Annotated in this window: 18 protein-coding genes and 1 pseudogene; 12 read left to right on the forward strand and 7 right to left on the reverse strand. The window is 62.8% G+C overall.

The features are described from left to right. Positions 1-59 precede the first annotated feature (59 nt). From AC0L2M_RS24800 to AC0L2M_RS24810, 3 genes are all read right to left on the reverse strand, one after another. Positions 60-1,139, reverse strand: a complete 1,080-nt coding sequence (locus tag AC0L2M_RS24800; protein WP_023797106.1) for a sensor histidine kinase — start codon at positions 1,137-1,139, stop codon at positions 60-62. A gap of 149 nt (positions 1,140-1,288) precedes the next feature. Continuing rightward, the gene (locus AC0L2M_RS24805; RefSeq protein ID WP_023797107.1) at positions 1,289-1,456 is read right to left on the reverse strand and encodes a DUF1328 domain-containing protein; all 168 of its coding nucleotides are present in this window, start codon (positions 1,454-1,456) and stop codon (positions 1,289-1,291) included. Between the two features lie 230 nt (positions 1,457-1,686). Beyond that, positions 1,687-2,481 (reverse strand): response regulator, encoded by a 795-nt coding sequence (locus AC0L2M_RS24810; protein WP_023797108.1) that lies wholly within the window; start codon positions 2,479-2,481, stop codon positions 1,687-1,689. A gap of 236 nt (positions 2,482-2,717) precedes the next feature. Between AC0L2M_RS24810 and AC0L2M_RS24815 the strand changes: the two genes are divergently transcribed. Both AC0L2M_RS24815 and AC0L2M_RS24820 read left to right on the forward strand, forming a co-directional pair. Beyond that, positions 2,718-2,915, forward strand: coding sequence for a NepR family anti-sigma factor (locus AC0L2M_RS24815; protein ID WP_027153467.1), 198 nt, complete (start codon positions 2,718-2,720; stop codon positions 2,913-2,915). Between the two features lie 3 nt (positions 2,916-2,918). Next, positions 2,919-3,470, forward strand: a complete 552-nt coding sequence (locus AC0L2M_RS24820) for an RNA polymerase sigma factor (protein WP_128168780.1) — start codon at positions 2,919-2,921, stop codon at positions 3,468-3,470. 72 nt (positions 3,471-3,542) lie between these two features. Here AC0L2M_RS24820 and AC0L2M_RS24825 read toward each other — a convergent pair whose 3' ends face one another. Further along, the gene (locus AC0L2M_RS24825) at positions 3,543-3,863 is read right to left on the reverse strand and encodes a response regulator (RefSeq protein ID WP_473536236.1); all 321 of its coding nucleotides are present in this window, start codon (positions 3,861-3,863) and stop codon (positions 3,543-3,545) included. 259 nt (positions 3,864-4,122) lie between these two features. On the opposite strand from AC0L2M_RS24825, the pseudogene AC0L2M_RS24830 reads away from it, so the two are divergent. The 3 genes and pseudogenes from AC0L2M_RS24830 to AC0L2M_RS24840 all read left to right on the forward strand — a co-directional run bounded on the left by AC0L2M_RS24830 (position 4,123) and on the right by AC0L2M_RS24840 (position 5,790). Beyond that, a pseudogene (locus tag AC0L2M_RS24830) lies at positions 4,123-4,861 on the forward strand (Crp/Fnr family transcriptional regulator). Positions 4,862-4,987: 126 nt separating this feature from the next. Continuing rightward, on the forward strand, positions 4,988-5,314 hold the full coding sequence (locus AC0L2M_RS24835; RefSeq protein WP_473536166.1) for an ElaB/YgaM/YqjD family protein: 327 nt from the start codon (positions 4,988-4,990) through the stop codon (positions 5,312-5,314). An 11-nt stretch (positions 5,315-5,325) separates the two neighbouring features. Further along, entirely contained in the window at positions 5,326-5,790 is a 465-nt protein-coding gene (locus AC0L2M_RS24840) for a hypothetical protein (RefSeq protein WP_128168777.1), read from the forward strand. An 87-nt stretch (positions 5,791-5,877) separates the two neighbouring features. Here the strand turns inward: AC0L2M_RS24840 and AC0L2M_RS24845 are convergent, their stop codons facing one another. Then, on the reverse strand, positions 5,878-7,395 hold the full coding sequence (locus tag AC0L2M_RS24845) for a sensor histidine kinase (RefSeq protein ID WP_287229610.1): 1,518 nt from the start codon (positions 7,393-7,395) through the stop codon (positions 5,878-5,880). 196 nt (positions 7,396-7,591) lie between these two features. Between AC0L2M_RS24845 and AC0L2M_RS24850 the strand changes: the two genes are divergently transcribed. Further along, positions 7,592-7,792 carry a hypothetical protein gene (locus AC0L2M_RS24850; protein WP_023797117.1) on the forward strand — a complete coding sequence of 67 codons (201 nt, stop codon included), beginning with the start codon at positions 7,592-7,594 and terminating at the stop codon, positions 7,790-7,792. Positions 7,793-7,821: 29 nt separating this feature from the next. On the opposite strand, the gene AC0L2M_RS24855 is transcribed toward AC0L2M_RS24850, so the two are convergent. After that, a complete protein-coding gene (locus AC0L2M_RS24855) occupies positions 7,822-8,742 on the reverse strand; it encodes a diacylglycerol/lipid kinase family protein (protein ID WP_473536167.1) in 921 nt (306 codons plus the stop codon). Between the two features lie 284 nt (positions 8,743-9,026). Here AC0L2M_RS24855 and AC0L2M_RS24860 point away from each other — a divergent pair, with 284 nt between their 5' ends. Continuing rightward, positions 9,027-10,550 carry a PRC-barrel domain-containing protein gene (locus AC0L2M_RS24860; protein ID WP_473536168.1) on the forward strand — a complete coding sequence of 508 codons (1,524 nt, stop codon included), beginning with the start codon at positions 9,027-9,029 and terminating at the stop codon, positions 10,548-10,550. On the opposite strand, the gene AC0L2M_RS24865 is transcribed toward AC0L2M_RS24860, so the two are convergent. Then, positions 10,462-12,171: an alkaline phosphatase family protein gene (locus AC0L2M_RS24865; RefSeq protein ID WP_473536169.1), complete on the reverse strand. Its 1,710-nt coding sequence runs from the start codon at positions 12,169-12,171 to the stop codon at positions 10,462-10,464. The genes AC0L2M_RS24860 and AC0L2M_RS24865 overlap by 89 nt on opposite strands. A gap of 232 nt (positions 12,172-12,403) precedes the next feature. Here AC0L2M_RS24865 and AC0L2M_RS24870 point away from each other — a divergent pair, with 232 nt between their 5' ends. From AC0L2M_RS24870 to AC0L2M_RS24890, 5 genes are all read left to right on the forward strand, one after another. Continuing rightward, complete coding sequence (locus tag AC0L2M_RS24870) at positions 12,404-13,336, forward strand: VOC family protein (protein WP_473536170.1); 933 nt, start codon at positions 12,404-12,406, stop codon at positions 13,334-13,336. A gap of 112 nt (positions 13,337-13,448) precedes the next feature. After that, positions 13,449-14,084: an alpha/beta hydrolase gene (locus tag AC0L2M_RS24875; RefSeq protein WP_023797122.1), complete on the forward strand. Its 636-nt coding sequence runs from the start codon at positions 13,449-13,451 to the stop codon at positions 14,082-14,084. Between the two features lie 3 nt (positions 14,085-14,087). Further along, positions 14,088-14,387 carry a GNAT family N-acetyltransferase gene (locus tag AC0L2M_RS24880; RefSeq protein WP_023797123.1) on the forward strand — a complete coding sequence of 100 codons (300 nt, stop codon included), beginning with the start codon at positions 14,088-14,090 and terminating at the stop codon, positions 14,385-14,387. 311 nt (positions 14,388-14,698) lie between these two features. Beyond that, positions 14,699-15,757 (forward strand): dipeptidase, encoded by a 1,059-nt coding sequence (locus AC0L2M_RS24885; protein WP_023797124.1) that lies wholly within the window; start codon positions 14,699-14,701, stop codon positions 15,755-15,757. A gap of 132 nt (positions 15,758-15,889) precedes the next feature. Further along, on the forward strand, positions 15,890-17,176 hold the full coding sequence (locus AC0L2M_RS24890) for a flavin monoamine oxidase family protein (protein WP_473536171.1): 1,287 nt from the start codon (positions 15,890-15,892) through the stop codon (positions 17,174-17,176). Positions 17,177-17,211 lie beyond the last annotated feature (35 nt).

Genomic DNA, 17,211 nt, shown 5'->3' on the forward strand with positions numbered 1-17,211 from the left:
CCACCCCTCTTGGCCCCAACCCCCCTCGGCCACCTCTCTTGGGCTCGGCTGTTGCCCGTTCAATCCGTCTCGAAATTGCTGCGAGGAACGACGAGATGGTACTCGAGACGATCCCCGCTGATTTCAAGTTTCGCCGTGCCGTTCAACGACGCAGGCACGACGCGCTCGAGCGCGACGCTGCCAAAGCGCTTCTCGCTGGGCTGATTGTCATTGGCTCCGATGGCCTCGGCCCATGTCAGCGACAGCGCGGTCTCGCCAGCGGCAGCGGCCGTCAGATCGGCCGTCACCTCGACGAAGCCGTCGGCTCGCGACAGAGCGCCGTAGCTGACAGAATTGACGGCAAGCTCGTGCATGGCCAAGCCGATATGCAGGGCCGCATTGGGATTGAGGTATGGGTTTGCACCGCGAAAACGCAGGCTGCGCACAGGGTCGGCGCCATAGCGGCCGACCTGGCCGGACACCAGTTCGCGCAGTGCCGCTCCCCGCCAGTTGGACGAGGTCACCAGGTCCTGGGATGAGGCAAGCGACTGCAGCCGGCCGCGAAAGCGCGTCAGGAAATCACTGAGCGTGTCCGAATAACGGCTGGTCTGGGTGGCGATGCTCTGGATGATCGCCAAAAGGTTCTTCGAACGGTGGCTGACCTCGCGCAGCAGCGTCTTCAGGGTTTGCTCGCGACGTTTCTGCTCGGTCGTTTCGACCATGGTGGTGACGACGCCCTGCACGGCACCGCCGTCGTCATGATCCGCGTCCACCCATATTTGGAACCAGCGGACGCCATCGTCGGCCGGAATGCTGAACTCAAGATGTTCCGGATTGCCGGATGCGACGACCTTGCGTTTGGCCGCGCCGATGCGCTCCTCCTGCGCAAGCGGCAGGATGCCGATGCCGTCGCCCGTGTCGGAACCCCCCGTGTCGGAAACCCCCGTGCCGGAAATCCCCGTGTCGGCAATCCAGGGCGGGCGCATGTTGCGGGCCCAGACGGTTTTCATCTCGCGATCCTGATAGAGAACCGAAATACCGGCATTGTGCAGTGCATGGAGAAGGGCCCGGCCAACCTGCATTCCACTCTCAGCGGACTGCAAAGCGATGATCTCATCGCTCCGTCCGCTGTCTTTCATGTCTCCGGCTCTGGATTGCATCGGTCACTTCACCCGCCCAATGCAGGCTGAACGGCTGACGGAAAATTGGGTTCCAAAAAGAGTCCGCCGAGCGACGTCCTGCTAAGGACACCGCCCGGCGGTAGCTGGAAACCGCTTGAGGGGTGCGGCTCCCAGTGTTCGATCGCAGTTCACGACGCGCGTTTGAACAAGCCCGCAATAAGCGAAATGATCAGGAAAGCGAGAAAGATGAAAAACAAGATCTGCGCTATACCAGCCGAGGTGCCGGCAATGCCGCCGAAGCCAAGAGCGCCTGCAATGATCGCGACGACGAGAAATACGAGGGCCCAGTAAAGCATGGTCCATCTCCTTCAAATAGTATGCCAAAAACGTCTTTCGCTGCCGTTTGTTCCAGCATTTCCCGAAAAAGACGAGCCCCGGAAAGCTTTCCCGCTCGAATTGGATCGTCATGTGCAGGTGAGTTGCAAGTGGCGTGTGCCGGCCGCAAGCGGCCAGCGTTATTCATCTGTGGAAAACGGGCGATCGGAGGAACTGTGGAAAGGGCCGCTCAGGGCCGGGCTGCCCGGTCCTATGCAGCGGCTTTCGCGTGCCGATCGAAGAACAGCGCCTGGCTGATCAGGGCCTTGACCATCTCCGGATTGAACGGCTTGGTGACGAGGAAGGCCGGCTCCGGCCGCTCGCCGGTCAGCAGGCGCTCGGGAAAAGCGGTGATGAAGATCACCGGCACCGGGGTGGTCGACAGGATCTCGTTGACCGCTTCGATGCCCGAGCTGCCGTCGGCAAGCTGGATGTCGGCCAGCACCATCTTCGGCCGCGTCTTGGCGAACATCGCCACCGCCTCGGCATGGGTACGCGCCGTTCCGACAACGCGATGCCCCAGGCTCTCGACCATTTGCTCGATGTCCATGGCGATCAGCGGCTCGTCCTCGATGATCAGCACATCGGTTGCCACCTGGCGGGAAATCTCGTTGCTGGCCTCGGCAAGAAGCTCGGAGAACTCCTGATCGTCGACGTCGAGGATCTCCGCCGCCTCGTCTTCGCTGAAACCTTCGACGGCGACCAGCAGGAAGGCCTGGCGGGGGCGGGGTGAGATCGCGTTCAGATTGGCGGCGGCGCGCTGTTCCCACGCCGACTGCGGGTGTTCCTGCGGAACGCGGATGGCGACCGAGGTGAATAGCCTGGCGAAGACCTTGTAGAGCGCGATGCGGTCATTCGACGCGTTTGGAAAGATGTCGACGTCGGCGATGATGGCCTCGAGCATCGCGGCGACCAGCGCGTCACCACTCTCCTGCGATCCGGAGACGGCCCGCGAAAAGCGGCGCAGGAACGGCAGGTGTGGAGCGATGGTTGCGGATAGGCTCATGATAGACGTCTCCCTCTGACGTAATTGCATAGATTGCAGGCCAAGCTAATGACAAGCCCCGAGAATAAACCCTGAAAGCATAAACGCCGGCTTTCCGAAAAAGTTCCGAGGGGTTGGAACTAATGTAAGCGGAAGGCGTTTGAGCTCGGGACGGGCAACCAGACGAGGGGGCCGCCTGCTTTGCGTCGTGTATTGAAGGGCGGCAGGGTACTGGGAACAAAGGGCGAAATGACGACATGAGGAAAGACAACACGGCTGGCGCTGCAACGAACAGGCGCCGGGCTGCTTCCGGCGACCCGCTCGGGCCAAACTCGGAAATCGGCCGCAAACTCAAACAATATTACGACGAGCTGGTCTCCGACAGCGTGCCGGATCGTTTCGCCCAATTGCTCAGCCAGTTGGAACAGGCCCAACCTGCACGGAAAAAGGACTGAGGCATGGCGGGCGTCTCCCAGAGCTTCAAGACGGATCTGCTCGCCTCGATTCCGAGCCTGCGGGCCTTTGCCGTGTCGTTGACGCAAAACGCCGACAAGGCCGACGATCTGGTCCAGGAAACGCTGGTGAAGGCGTGGGACAAGCATGAGAGCTTCGAGCCGGGCACCAATCTCAAGGCATGGCTGTTTACCATCCTGCGCAACGAATTCTATTCGCAGATGCGCAAGCGCGGCCGCGAGGTGCAGGATAGCGACGGCATCATGACCGCCAGACTGGCCGTCCATCCGGCCCAGCACGGCCAGCTCGACCTCAAGGACTTTCGGAGCGCGCTCGAGCAATTGCCAGAGGACCAGCGCGAAGCCATCATCCTCATCGGCGCGTCGGGCTTTTCCTACGAGGAAGCCGCCGAAATTTGCGGCTGTGCGGTCGGAACGATCAAGAGCCGCGTCAGCCGCGCCCGCACGCGGCTGCAGGAAATCCTGAAGATTTCCGGCGACGACGAGTTTGGCCCGGATGCGATCTCGGCTCAGGTGACGGGGTCGAACGCCGCCTGAATACGCAGCACCGGTAATGTGGGACCCTGTACTTAATGTCGGGCCCGGTAATCGGGCTCCGGTCTGCGGACATCAAACAACAGGTCCGCGCCCGCACGCCGACGCCACCGCCTCCACGAGATCGTCTCCCGAATAGGGCTTGGTGACCAACCTGACATCCGGAAACGCCACCCTGATTTCGTCCATGTCGGAATAGCCCGAGGCGAAGACGAAAGGCACGCCCGATTCGCGCAGCCGCGAAGCGAAATCGAGTGTCGAAGTGCCGCCCAGCATGAGGTCGACGATGGCCGCGTCGAATTGCGAGGCAATGCTCTGCCGATCGATCTCAGCCAGATCGCGGGCGACGACAACATCGCCGGCGCCATAGTCGCGGCAAAGCTGCTCGACATCCATGGCGATCAGGAATTCATCCTCCAGAACAAGAATCCGCAATCCGTCCAGCAATGGGGGCACGTGGCGATGTCTCCGTGGGGCGCAGGGAACAGGGAGCGCAAGGGCTAGAGGAGTCATGATCCCTATTTGGCTTCCTGTCATTTAAAGTTATTTCGCATCCTGTCATTTAAAAAAGACATGCCGCCGCAGATGGCGGAACCTCGACGCCTGCAGGACGTTTGCTATCGCCCTCCGGAAGAGGGCTTCGAAGAGGATTGAAATGTCTGGCCAGAACGGCCGTTCCTTGTCCGCCCGCCGGTATTCATGCGAGAACTGCCCGCTGCGGCCGTTGCCGGCGTTCCGGGCGTTCGAGAAGCAGGAACTCGTCTTCGTCAATGGCTTCAAGAAGGGCGAACTGGCCGTCGAGAAGGGCGACACGGTTCTGGTTGAGGGAAGCCGCAGTGCCCATCTGTATACAGTGCTGTCGGGTTGGGCCTTCCGCTACAAATTGCTGTCGGGTGGCCGCCGGAGGCGACCTCATCGGTCTGCAAGGCAGTCTGATGGGCGAAATGCAGCACTCCGTGGAAGCTCTGTCGCCGATGCTGCTCTGCCTCTTCGAGCGGGAGGCCCTCCCCGAACTCTACCGCAGCCATCCGGGCCTCGCCTACGACATCACCTGGATCGCCGCGCGAGAGGAGCGCATGCTCGACGAGAACCTGCTCAGTATCGGCAGACGCACCGCGCTCGAGCGTGCTGCCTATCTCATCGCCTTCATCTCCACTCGCGCCAGGGTGGTCGGGCGGAACGGCAAGACGCCCGTGCAGATTCCGATCACCCAGCAGCACCTCGCCGATACGCTCGGCCTGTCGCTGGTCCACACCAACAAGACGATCCGCAAGCTGATCGATCGCAAGCTTATCTTCTGGCGCGACGGCGGCTGCGAGGTGGTCGACAACGAAAGGCTCAAGGACCTCGCCCGCTGGGAAGGGTTGAGCGAAGGTCGCCGACCGCTGATCTGAGCGGCTGCCGGAGACGTGCCGGGCTGGACTCGGCTGCGCAAAAACCCTTTCATGGCAGTTGTTCCGATTTCGGAACCTTGGGGTGGGTCGAACGTTTCGACCCGAGCAAATGCAAGGAGTCAAGCAATGGCGACTGCCGCAGGAAAGTCCCCGAACGAAAGCCGGCCGAATTCGGACCTTGAAGACGACATCAGGCAGCTGAAAGTCGACATTCAGAAACTCACCGAACAGCTGGCCGAGACCGGCCAACATGGTTACGGGACTGCCCGTCGCGTTGCTGCGGAAGGGATCGAGCAATTGCGCGCCCAAGGCGAAGCAGCCTTTGAAAATATGCGCAGCAACGCCAAGGATCTCGAAGCGCAAGTGGTGGCGAGCGTGCGCGAAAAGCCGGTGACGTCGCTGGCAATCGCGGCAGGCGTCGGCTTTCTGTTTGCGCTTCTCGCGCGCCGCTAGTCTCAGCCCAGATGCGAATGCTGGCATCGTTGATCTCGGGCCTCGCCTCGGGTGAAGCCGTTGCCGCCGTGCGCCGCGCGCGCACGGCTGCGATCGTCTATGCGCTCGCAGCACTTGCAGCACTGTGCGGCCTCGGCTTCCTCGTCGGAGCGGCCTATGTCTGGGTGGCGGGTCGCTATGGGCCGATGGCAGCCTGCCTTGGTTTCGGGGTCGGCTTCCTGGTGATCGCAGGGCTCCTCCTGCTCATCCATCAGCTGTCGGCCGGCGCGCGCGCCCGACGCCGGGCGCGGAGGCGCAATGCCGATATGAAGGCGGTCGGCATGACGGCCGCGCTCGCCGTGCTGCCGGCGCTACTCAAGGGGAAAGGCGGCCTCGGCACCATCCTCGCCCCGGCTATTGCGCTCGCCGCCTACGCCATCTACCGCGAGAACACAAAGCCCGATGCCGACGATCCGGATGCCGGCGAGGCGAAATAGCTCGAAGCGTTTCTTCTTGTTCGGCCGAAAAACCGGGTTCCACTTTTCCCTGATGCGGACCTTTGGTTCGGGTCCATAGTCGAGCGGTCACTTCGGCAGATCCTCCAGCGGCATCGATATTTCAGCGAACACGCCTTCCGGCCGGAATTCGTGGGTCACTTCACTGGAGATGACCTTGGCCAGGCTGCGGCGGATCAGGATCGAGCCAAAGCCGTGGCGTTCGGGCGAGGCAACTTCAGGCCCGCCGCTTTCGCGCCAGGTCAGGACCAGGCGCCGGGCGCCTTTCCTAACCTGTGCCTTCCAGTCGAGATCGACCGTGCCCGACACCGCCGACAGCGCTCCGTGTTGCAGCGCGTTGCTGGCCAGTTCATGCAGGATCAGGCCAAGCCCGACTGCCTGGTCAGGCGAAAGCAGCAGATCGGCGCCTGAGATCGTCATGCGCGGCTGATCGGCGGTGTCGAACGGCTTGACCTCGATCTGCACGAGTTCGCGGATGCCAATGCCGCGCCACTCGCGGTCGGACAGCAGGCTGTGGGCGGCGCCCAGCGCCTGAAGCCTGGCGCTGAAGGCGTCGAGGAAATCCCTCGGCTGGCGGGCATGGCGAACTGTCTGCGTCGCCAGCGCCTGGACGGTGGCCAGCGTGTTCTTGACGCGATGGTTCAGCTCGCGCAGCAACAGCCGCTGCCGCTCATCGCCGAGCTTGCGTTCGGTGATGTCGTAGTTGACGCCGAAGATCAGCGTCGGCTTGCCGTCGCCGTCACGCTCGATGACCCGGCCGCGCGTAGCGAGCCAGCGCGGCGGGCTGAAGCCCTTGACGCGGTATTCGCCAAAATAATCGTCGCCGCCGCTCAGCACGTCGCGAAAGCGCGTCTCGGTCTGGTAGGCGTCACGCGGGTCGATGGCGGCGAGGATATCGCGTGCTCTCAGCCGGGTCGAGCGCGGCAGGTCGAACAGCTCGGACAATCGGGCATCGCATTCGATCATATCGCTATGGATATCCCATGCCCAGCTCGCGAGCGATGCGGCATCGAGCGCAATGCCGCGCCGCTTTTCCTCGCGCGCCAGTGCCGCAGCGGCGCTGGCGGCGTTGCGGGTGGCGTCCTTCAATGCGAACAGGCTGGCAGCGAGGCTGGCGAGCGCCGTCAATTGTTCGAGCTGGGCGGCGGACGGCGACCCGCGCGGCCTCCGGTCGAGCACGCAGAGCGTGCCGATCCGGGCACCGGCCACCACAATCGCCGCACCCGCATAGAAACGGAAATGATGCTCGCCAGTGACCAGCGGGCTGGCGTTGAAGCGTGAATCCATGGTCGCATCCGTCACCACCATCGGCTGGTCGCCGGCAGCAATGGTGTGGGCGCAGAAGGATGTATCGGTCGCGGCCTCGGTCTCGTCCAGGCCGACACAGGACGTGAACCACTGCCGCTCGACATCGACGACCGTCACCAGCGCGACAGGTGTTTGCATCACCGCGGCGGCGAGCCCACTGATAGTGTCGAAGTCAGGATCGGCCGCCGTGTCGATTGCATCGAGATCATGGAGCACGGCAAGCCGATCCTGCGCCGTTACCACGCTAAGGACATCGACCGGCAGATTCGGCTTTGTCACTACCCTGCTATCCACAAGTCCCCCAGATGCATCGGCTTGCAGCCATCCGCGCTGGGCCCAGTTGCCGGGCCCTGAAACCGGAACCTTCGCCCTGAGGAACCGTTACCCAACCACATTTTGCCAGCCGCGCCGCCAGCGCCAACCGACATGCCAGCGCCAAACGAAATGCCAGCGCCAACCGAAATGGAGGCCGATCATGCCCAAGATCGTTCCTGAAGACAAAGCCCGGCAGGGACGCTGGGGGTGGCACACCTTCCGTATCTTGATCGCTGCGCTGCTTTTGGCGTTTATCGCCTGGGGCATCGCCGAGATCTACGGCAACATGATAGACCGGACGCCGACAACCGAACAGGGCGAGCTTCCCAGGAATGAGCAGGGCGAGATTCCCAGAGGCTGAAGCCTTCCGATCGACTGTGCCGGGATGCATCACGCTGCCCTCGCCTGGACGGCGCGCGCCGGGACGAGAACGTTCAGCGCACCAGGATGAATTTCCATCGTCGTTTCGCGGTCAAGCCTGACCAGTTCGCCATCCATGACGGCGCGAAATTTCTTCGCAGCCGAGTGGAGTTTCAAAACAGCCCGGTCAGCCTGGTGGATCTCCACATGCTCGCTGTCGCGCCATTTGCCGCGCGCCATGTCGAAGAGGACCCTGACCAGTTCGCCACGCCGCCGCGCCACCGTGACATAGATGCCGAGCACGCCGCCGGCGGGATTGTCGGCATAGGGCAGATGACCCTCACCGAACAGATTGTTGGTGATGCCGATGCCGGTGGTGCGCGTCACGATCTCGGCCTCGCCGATGGTCAGCGTCACCTTCATCGCCGAAGGGTTGTTGATCGCCGCCCAGGCAGCCTTTGCCGAGGCCCGCATCTTTCCCAACCGCGAGCCATACTCCATGGCTTGGCGAAGCTGGACCATCCTAGCATGCATGCCGATCGAGAATTGATGCACGAATGGCTTGCCGTTGGCGGTTGCCATATCGACTGCAATAACCTCACTGTCGGCAAAGGATTTCACGGCCGCGTCAAGGGTTTGTGGAATGCCGAGCCCGCGCGCGAACAGGTTCATCGTGCCAGCCGGTAAAATGGCAAGCGCTTTCTTGCTGCCCATCAACCGAGCCGCCGCGGCCGAAATGGTGCCGTCGCCGCCACCGGCCAGCACAATGTCGACACCATGCCTGGAAGCGATCCGGTCCAGCGTTGCGACAATGTCCCTGCCGGCAACGATTTCGATATCGATGCGGTGGCCTGCTGCCTCCAATGTCTGGCGCATTCGGTCGGTGAAGGCGGAGAGATCAACCGTTCGCAGGGTGCCGCCGTCCTGGTTCAGCACCGCCGCAAATCGCATTCCCCCGCTCCGATTTTTCTTGGCTACCATTGGATAATCATCGGCCGTAACAGACCGAGCCATGGGCCGAAACGGGGCGGTTGAAAAAAAGTTCCGCAGCTCTAACGAAAATACAGGAGCCAATCTCACCCGGCCAAACGCATAATTGAGCGCGATTCGGGTGGTTTTTTCACAACGCTCGCCCTGGTGTCGGAACAACGGCGCGGTCACGACGTTGTGAATGTGTAACGCCGCGACCGATCTCCCCTGCTCGCGGCCAGAGATAACGCACGAGGAGGATTACGATGATCCGCACCCTTTTATCCACCACCGCACTGGCAGCGTTGATTGCGACCGGTGCGTATGCGCAGGAAGCCACCACACCGGCGCCCACCCAGGACCCGGCGGTCCAGGAGACCGCTCCGGCGGCTCCCGTTGCACGGGCCGAGGGCAGCCTGATGACCAATATCATTGGTGAATCCGTCTATAACGGCACCGGCGACGATGCCGAGAATATCGGTGAGGTCAGTGATGTCGTCTTCGATGAAAACGGTCAGGCGAAATCCGTCGTCATCGGCGTCGGCGGCTTTCTTGGCGTCGGTGCCAAGAATGTCGCTTTCGACTACAACAAGCTGCAATGGGCCGAACGGAATGGCGACCGCTGGCTGATTGCCGAAACCACAAAAGATGAGTTGACGGCTCAGCCGGACTTCGATCGCAAGCCCTATGATCCGGCTCCTGCGGCCACCGACACCACGGCTACGGCTCCCGCTCCATCGACCTCGACGGATACAACGGCGCAGAATGCTCCGGCGGCTCCAGCCGATAGCGCCGCAGCTCCGGCCGAACCTGTGAAGAGTGCCGACGGCAACCTTGCCACGAATATCATCGGCGAAACCGTCTATAACGGCACTGGCGACGACGCTCAAAACATCGGCGACGTGAACGACATCGTTCTGGCCAAGGATGGCAAGGCCGAGTCGCTGATCATTGGCGTCGGCGGCTTCCTTGAGGTTGGCGAAAAGAATGTCGCCTATCAGTTCGACAAGGCCAAGTGGGCGGAGAGGGACGGCGACCGCTGGCTGGTCGCCGAGACCACGAAGGAAGACCTGGAGGCGCTGCCGGAGTTCGACCGCGAGCCCTATGATCCCGCCCCGGCGACAACCGCATCGACTGACGCGGCGACGCCGGCGCCAGTGACCACCACCCCTGCTGTCACTGCGGCTCCAGCCCCGGCGGAGAAGACTGCGGAAGCTCCGGCGGCAACGCCTGAACCCGCTGCTCCGGCTCCAATGGACAAGACAGCCGAGGCTCCGGCGACGACGCCAGACCCGGCTGCTCCGGCACCGGCGGACAAGACAGCCGAGGCTCCGGCTGCAGCAACGCCTGACCCGGCTGCTCCGGCACCGGCGGACAAGACAGCCGAGGCTCCGGCTGCAGCAACGCCTGACGCAACCCCCGACCAGACGAAGACCGCGGCGATCGACAAGTCGGCGCTGACCGAAATGCCGATCAACGAAATCCGCTCCGAGGATTTGGTTGGAACCACGGTCTATGGCGCCAACGATGTCAACGTCGGTGAGATTGGTGACGTCGTGCTGACCGGCGACAAGAAGGTCGACGCCGTCATCATCGACGTTGGCGGTTTCCTCGGCGTTGGCGAGAAGGAAGTGGCGATCGGCATGGACAACCTTAAATTCATGACCGACAAGGATGGCAATCGCTATCTCTACACGAACTTCACCAAGGAGCAGCTCGAGGCGCAGGCCTCCTATGACAAGGCCACATATGCGCAAAACCGCGACACCCAGCGCATGATGATGCGTTAGCTTGCGCCAACGATGAAAGAGGCCCGCGCCGGCCACGGCGCGGGCCGTTTAAAGATGGGAAAGGTGGCAGGCCTGCGACGTGGCCGACCACGCCATCCTCGGTCAGTTCGGCAAGCGCCAGCGACTGATCGAGATGTTCGGCCCGCCAGGCAAGCAGCCTTTCGGCCAGCTCCAGCCGGACCGGCAGATAGGCCGGATCGGCAGCGACATTGCTCAGTTCGTCCTGATCCTTCTCCAGGTCGAACAGCAGCGGCGGCAGGCCGCCGGCGAAATGTACATATTTGAATTGTTTCGTGCGGATGACCGCCAGATTGCACTGGCGCGGACCGATGCCGAAATAGCGCTCGGCATCAGCGTCGGCAACCGAGCGGAAATCGAACTCCCAATGCGCGGCCTCGCGCCAATTGTCCGGCTCCCCGGCATCCAGGAACGGCTTCAGCGATTGTCCGTCGAGATGCGGCGGGAATACCTCGCCAAGCAGATCGAGCAATGTCGGCGCTATGTCGACTGCTTCGGTGAAGCGGTCCACGCTGGCGCCGGCCGCCTTGCGGCGACGCGGGTCGCGGATGATCAGCGGAATATGAAAACTACCGTCGAAGAAGCCGCCCTTGCCCAGCATGAAATGGTCGCCCATCATCTCGGCATGGTCAGAGGTCAGCACGATGATGGTGTCGTCCCAGGCATCCGCCGCCTTGACCACCTGCCAGATGCGGCCAAGCTGCGCGTCGACTTCCGAGATCATGCCGTAATAAAGCGCGCGGATGCGGCGAAAATTGTCGTCGCCCCAGTCGCGCACCTTGCCCTCTGCGCCGGGGCGGAAATTTGCCCGCTGCTGCTGCCCAAGTTCATAGGCAAGGTAGGGGTGGCTCTGCGCCTCGGCCTGCCAGTTCGCGGCGCGGCGGAAGGTTGTTCCGTCGGCTGGATGATACATCTTGTTGTAAGGCTCCGGCACGATGAAGGGCGGATGCGGGCTGAGGAAGGAAAGATGCGCAAACCACGGTGTACCGCGCTCCTGTTCGCCGAGCCAGCGGACGAATTCGCCGGTCAGGAAGGCGGCTGGGGTCTCGTCCTTCGAGTAGACGGGCGGTGAGGTGGTCACGGCGCCGTCCGTCGTGGCAGCAACGATTTCGTCCGCTGGGCGATGGATATCGGGAAAACCGGCGCTGCCGCGCGCCTTGAGCCATGACAGCCACGGTTTCTGGTGCTCCGGCAGGAGTTGGCGCACGGTGAAGCCGGGCAGCACGCCTTCATAGCTTTTCAGCCGCGGGTCGCCTGGCGTCAGCGTGCGCGGATCGGGCGACACGTCGGTATAGCCGAACAGCGTCGGATCATAGCCGAGACTGCGTGCCGAGAGTGCGATGTTGCCATGGCGAGCGTCGAGCGGCGTGCCGTTGCGGCAGACGCGGTTGTTCATCTGGTAAAGGCCGGTGTAGAGGCAGGCGCGTGCCGGCGAGCAGGGCGCCGCCCCGCCAAAATGCTGTCGAAACAGCACACCCTCGGCGGCGAGCGCATCGGCATTCGGCGTTCGCACCACCTTGTGGCCTGCCGCCGACAGGCAGTCGCCGCGCCACTGGTCGCAGGTGATCAGGAGAACATTCGGGCGTCTGTCTTTTCTGACCAATGCTGGTGTCCTTCATTGAAAACCTGTCGCGAATACCTGCCGATCACGGGAGCCGAATTTTTGTTGCGACACAAGCCTCAGGTGTTCGCAAAATGGTGAACAAAAGTCGCTTTATTGTTCACTTATAGAGCACAGTCTATTCTGTGTTTGCGGCCTTTGCCGCCGGCTGACGGCTCCTCATATTGGCGTGGACCGCGGCATGGGCCGCACAGGACAAGGAAGGAGCAGGAAGATGCTCAACCAGATCAGGGGTCTGCATCACGTCACCTCGATGGCCAGGGATGCGCGCCAGAACAACGAGTTCTTCACAAAAAAGCTCGGCCTGCGCCGGGTCAAGAAAACCGTCAATTTCGACGCGCCGGATGTCTACCATCTCTACTATGCCGACGAGCTCGGCACGCCCGGTTCGGTGATGACCTATTTTCCGTTCCCCAACATCGGCAAGGGCCGCCACGGCGTTGGCGAGGTCGGCACCACGGTCTATTCGGTGCCCGAAGGCACGCTTGCCTATTGGGAAAAGCGTTTTGCCGATGAGGGCGTCGCCGGGCTGTCGCGCGAAGAGAGCTTCGGCGACAAGCGCCTTGGCTTCGCCGGTCCCGATGGCGACGGGTTTGCGCTGGTCGAGAACAAGGCCGACACCCGTGCGCCATGGGCGAAGGGCGATGTTCCGTCCGACGAGGCGATCCGCGGCTTTCACTCGGTGTCGCTCAGGCTGAAGGACGGCGGCGCCACGGAAGAGCTGCTGAATTTCATGGGCTATGAGGAAGTCGACACGTCCGGCACTGTAAAAAGGCTGGCGCTGAAGGACGGCAACGGCGCCAACATCGTCGATATCGAATTGCTGCCGGGCGCCGCTTTTGCCGATCTCGGCGCCGGCTCGGTCCACCACGTCGCCTTCGCTGTCGAGAACCGCGCCAAGCAGCTCGAAGTGCGCAAGGCGCTGATGGACACCGGCTACCAGGTGACGCCGGTGATCGACCGCGATTATTTCTGGGCGATCTATTTCCGCACGCCGGGCGGCGTGCTGTTCGAAGTCGCCACCAACGAGCCGGGCTTCGATCGCGACGAGGACGCCGCCCATCTCGGCGAGGCGCTGAAGCTGCCGTCGCAGCACCAGCATCTGAGGCCCTATCTCGAGCAACATCTGCAAAAGCTGGAAGACTAAAAGCGCATCGCGTTTGACCAGGTTGGGCGACGCGCTTTTAGTTTGGTTTTGTGCATGTCGTCATCGCAAAACCGCTGCGCACTTTTGCGCGACATGCATTAAGGACAAGGCCATGAGCAAGGACGCTTACACCTATAGGACACTGCCGGGTTCGCCTGATGGATCGCTGCTCTTCGTCTTCCACGGCACCGGGGCCGACGAGAACCAGCTTCTGTCGCTCGGGCGTGATCTCGCGCCGCAGGCGACTATCGTTTCGCCGCGCGGCGATGTCTCGGAAGACGGTGCTGCGCGCTTCTTTCGCCGAACCGGCGAGGGCGTCTACGACATGGACGACCTGGCGCGGGCGACGGACAAGATGATTGGCTTCGTCAAGGCGCATATCGGGGCGCATGTCGAGGCGTCAAAGCCCGCGTCGGTGCTTGGCCTCGGCTATTCCAACGGCGCCAACATCCTGGCCTCGGTGGTGTTCGCGGCGCCCTCTCTGTTCGACGCGGCGGTGCTGATGCATCCGCTGATCCCATTCGAGCCGGAAATCGAGGGAAGTCTCGCCGGCCGCCGCATCCTGGTCACAGCAGGCAGGCGCGATCCGATCTGTCCGCCCAACCTGACGTCGCGGCTAGAAGCCCATTTGCGCGCCGATGGCGCCGATGTCACAGTGGAGTGGCACGACGGCGGCCATGAGGTGCAGTCGAACGAGATCGAGGCGGCGCGGCGGTTCCTGTCCGCTACGCCGGCAGAAGGAGCGTAAGCAATGCCTGACCAATTGCCGGAGGTCGAACTGGAGGATCGCGGTTCCAAGGGCCGTTATCTCCTGCGCGGGCCTGACGGCGCCGAGGCGGAGATGACTTTTACCAAGGTCGGCGAGCACCAGATCATCATCGACCACACCGAAGTGCCGGATGCGTTTCGCGGCCAGGGCGCGGGACTTAGGCTCGTTACCCGCGCTGTCGAGGACGCGCGCGCGGCGGGCAAGAAGATCATTCCGCTCTGCCCGTTCGCCAACGCCCAGTTCCGGCGTCACCAGGAATGGGCCGACGTGCTGAAGCAATAGCGCCGGTCCTGGCGCCAGTGGCTCCCCCTTCTCCCCTTGTGGGAGAAGGTGGCCGAGCGAAGCTCGGTCGGATGAGGGGTGCTCCAGCTTGGCACCGACAGCACTCCGTCCAACACCCCTCAACCGTCTCGGCGCTGCGCGCCGATCCACCTTCTCCCACAAGGGGAGAAGGCAAGAACGCGCCCAAAGCCCTTCGCCTTCAATTCGGCGTCCCCTACCCGATCGTTCGAGCGCTCGTCTTGCCTAGTGGGTATTGCCTTGCCTAAGTAGGATATTGCCCGCCCGACCAATCGAACCGAAATGATCCCTTGATGACCGAAACCGATCTTGTTCCCGTCTTCGACGGCCACAACGACACGCTGCTCAGGCTCTATCAGTCGAAAGACGCGGATGTCGAAAAGCTGTTCATCGAGGGAACATCGGGTGGCCACATCGACCTGCCGCGTGCGAAACAGGGCGGCTTTGCCGGCGGCATGTTCGCAATCTTTCCGCCGCCGGTCGAGAAATCCAAGCGCAGTGCGGTTCCTCCCGCGCCAAGCGATATCGAGCCCTTGCCGCCCGAAATTCCGCGCGCCGACGCGCTTGCTTCCACCATCGCCATGGCCTCGATCCTGTTCAGGCTGGAACGAGCGTCGGCGCTCACCGTCTGCCGCAGCGCCGGCGATGTGCGAAACGCGATGGCGCAAGGGTCGATCGCAGCGGTGTTCCATATCGAAGGCGTCGAGGCGATCGACCCCGAACTGACCATGCTCGACGTGCTGCATGCGGCCGGCTTGCGCTCGCTCGGCATCGTCTGGAGCCGCCCGAACGCTTTCGGCCATGGCGTGCCGTTCCGTTTCCCGTCGACGCCCGACACCGGACCTGGCCTGACCGATGCCGGCAAGGCGCTGGTCAAGGCCTGCAACCAGCTCGGCATCATGGTCGATCTTTCGCACCTCAACGAGAAGGGGTTTCGCGACGTCGCCGAGATCAGCGACGCACCACTGGTCGCGACCCATTCCAATGTCCATGCGATCTGCGGCCATTCGCGTAACCTCACCGAATGGCAGCTCGGCGCGATCCGCGACTCGGGCGGCATGGTCGGGCTGAATTTCGCGACCGGGTTTTTGCGCGAAGACGGCAGGATGAATGCCGATACCAGTCTCGACGTCATGGTGCGCCATGTCGATTCACTGCTGCAGGCTTTGGGCGAAGACGGCGTCGGGCTCGGGTCCGACTTCGACGGCGCCATGATCCCGGCTGTGGTCGGCGACGTCACCGGCCTGCCGAAGCTGCTCGACGCGTTCGCCGCGCGCGGCTTCGGTCGCGCGCTGATCGAGAAGATCGCCTACCGCAACTGGATAAGCATGCTGGAAAAGACCATTGGCTAAAGCGGGTCGCCCGGCGGAGCAGCCAGCAACCTGCAATTCGATCGAGCGGGGTTTGATGATCTCGACAGGACCGTTGTCTCCGAAGCTCAAGCCGCGGATGATTGCGGACTTCGAGACCTTCAGGGCCGGCTCTTGAAGCGCCAGACCGTACGAACCGATGTCGCGATCGTCGGCGCCGGCTTTACCGGCCTGTCAGCCGCGCATGAATTGAGCAAGGCCGGCATCGATCTTGCGCTGCTCGAGGCGCGCGGCCGCGTCGGCGGGCGGGTCGAGTCCCAGTGGAACGGGCTTGGCGAGCGGATCGACAGCGGCGGTCAGTTCCTGTGCGAGGACATGCCGGAACTGATGGCCCTGGTGCGAACGCGCGGCAAGACGTTGGTCGAGACCTATGCTAAGGGCGAGTTCGTTGCCCAGCCGCTGACCGGCGCAAAGCAAGTCGAGCGAATCTACCACGCCTCGATGTCGATCCGCGACCGCATGAACGCGATCGCACCGGGCGATCCGGCTATCGCCGGCTTGACCGTCGCCGCATGGCTCGATCGCCAGAACGATCCCGGCGAGGCCAAGGCGGCTTTCCGCTCGATGATCGAGGGCCTGTGGTGCCAAGCGCTTGAAAAACTGCCGCTTTGGCACCTCATCGACAATGACCGCCGTATCACCAACGAGGTGTCGGAGCTGCAGTATTTCGTCCACGAAACCATGCAGTCCCTGGCGGATGATCTGGCTGGCGATCTCGGCAACCGCCTGCGATTGAACACACCGGTCAGAACGATCGAGCGCAGACCGGGACGCGTTCGTCTCGCGTCGACGACGGGCTCGATCACGGCTCGAATAGCGCTGATCGCCATGCCGCCGATGATGGCTTCGAAGCTGGACTTCGCGCCGCCGCTGCCGGCTGCCTTGCAAAAGGCTCTCGGCGTCTGGCAGAGCGGCGCGGTGATCAAAGTACAAATGCGCTATGCCACCGCGTTTTGGCGCGCCAAGGGCCTGAGCGGCATGGTGATGTGGCGCGATCCGCCCGCACTTTTTGCCTGTGACGCCAGCAAGGACGACGGCCACCCCGCGTTGGTCGTCTTTGTCGGCGGGCCGCTTGCCCTCCGCTGGCGGGAACTTGGAGATGCCGCGTTGCGCACCGAGGTTACGGCGCGGCTGCAGCAGGCGCTCGGCACGGATGCAGGCAAGTTCACCGATTTCAGCTGTCGCGACTGGACCGATGATCGCTGCAGCGGCGGCGGCTACGCCGATCTCATCATCGATACAAGCGCCACCGAGGCCGAACAAACTATCCTGGCCGGCGAGCCGCCGGTGTATTTTGCATCTTCGGAATTGTCGCCGTCGTTTCCGGGCTATGTCGAAGGCGCAATCGTGGCTGGGCGCATTGCGGCACAGAAAATCCTCAGGGAATTTAATCTGCAGTAATCACCAGCGCCCCATGGTGCAGGCGAGGGCGTCTC

Source organism: Mesorhizobium sp. WSM4806 (assembly GCF_055811635.1).

What these genes read in the sequence shown, in the direction of transcription:
- AC0L2M_RS24800 (WP_023797106.1), bottom strand. Translation starts at nt 1,139, where the DNA reads ATGCAATCCAGAGCCGGAGACATGAAAGACAGCGGACGGAGCGATGAG.
- AC0L2M_RS24805 (WP_023797107.1), bottom strand. Translation starts at nt 1,456, where the DNA reads ATGCTTTACTGGGCCCTCGTATTTCTCGTCGTCGCGATCATTGCAGGC.
- AC0L2M_RS24810 (WP_023797108.1), bottom strand. Translation starts at nt 2,481, where the DNA reads ATGAGCCTATCCGCAACCATCGCTCCACACCTGCCGTTCCTGCGCCGC.
- AC0L2M_RS24815 (WP_027153467.1), top strand. Translation starts at nt 2,718, where the DNA reads ATGAGGAAAGACAACACGGCTGGCGCTGCAACGAACAGGCGCCGGGCT.
- AC0L2M_RS24820 (WP_128168780.1), top strand. Translation starts at nt 2,919, where the DNA reads ATGGCGGGCGTCTCCCAGAGCTTCAAGACGGATCTGCTCGCCTCGATT.
- AC0L2M_RS24825 (WP_473536236.1), bottom strand. Translation starts at nt 3,863, where the DNA reads ATGGATGTCGAGCAGCTTTGCCGCGACTATGGCGCCGGCGATGTTGTC.
- AC0L2M_RS24835 (WP_473536166.1), top strand. Translation starts at nt 4,988, where the DNA reads ATGGCGACTGCCGCAGGAAAGTCCCCGAACGAAAGCCGGCCGAATTCG.
- AC0L2M_RS24840 (WP_128168777.1), top strand. Translation starts at nt 5,326, where the DNA reads ATGCGAATGCTGGCATCGTTGATCTCGGGCCTCGCCTCGGGTGAAGCC.
- AC0L2M_RS24850 (WP_023797117.1), top strand. Translation starts at nt 7,592, where the DNA reads ATGCCCAAGATCGTTCCTGAAGACAAAGCCCGGCAGGGACGCTGGGGG.
- AC0L2M_RS24855 (WP_473536167.1), bottom strand. Translation starts at nt 8,742, where the DNA reads ATGCGATTTGCGGCGGTGCTGAACCAGGACGGCGGCACCCTGCGAACG.
- AC0L2M_RS24860 (WP_473536168.1), top strand. Translation starts at nt 9,027, where the DNA reads ATGATCCGCACCCTTTTATCCACCACCGCACTGGCAGCGTTGATTGCG.
- AC0L2M_RS24870 (WP_473536170.1), top strand. Translation starts at nt 12,404, where the DNA reads ATGCTCAACCAGATCAGGGGTCTGCATCACGTCACCTCGATGGCCAGG.
- AC0L2M_RS24875 (WP_023797122.1), top strand. Translation starts at nt 13,449, where the DNA reads ATGAGCAAGGACGCTTACACCTATAGGACACTGCCGGGTTCGCCTGAT.
- AC0L2M_RS24880 (WP_023797123.1), top strand. Translation starts at nt 14,088, where the DNA reads ATGCCTGACCAATTGCCGGAGGTCGAACTGGAGGATCGCGGTTCCAAG.
- AC0L2M_RS24885 (WP_023797124.1), top strand. Translation starts at nt 14,699, where the DNA reads ATGACCGAAACCGATCTTGTTCCCGTCTTCGACGGCCACAACGACACG.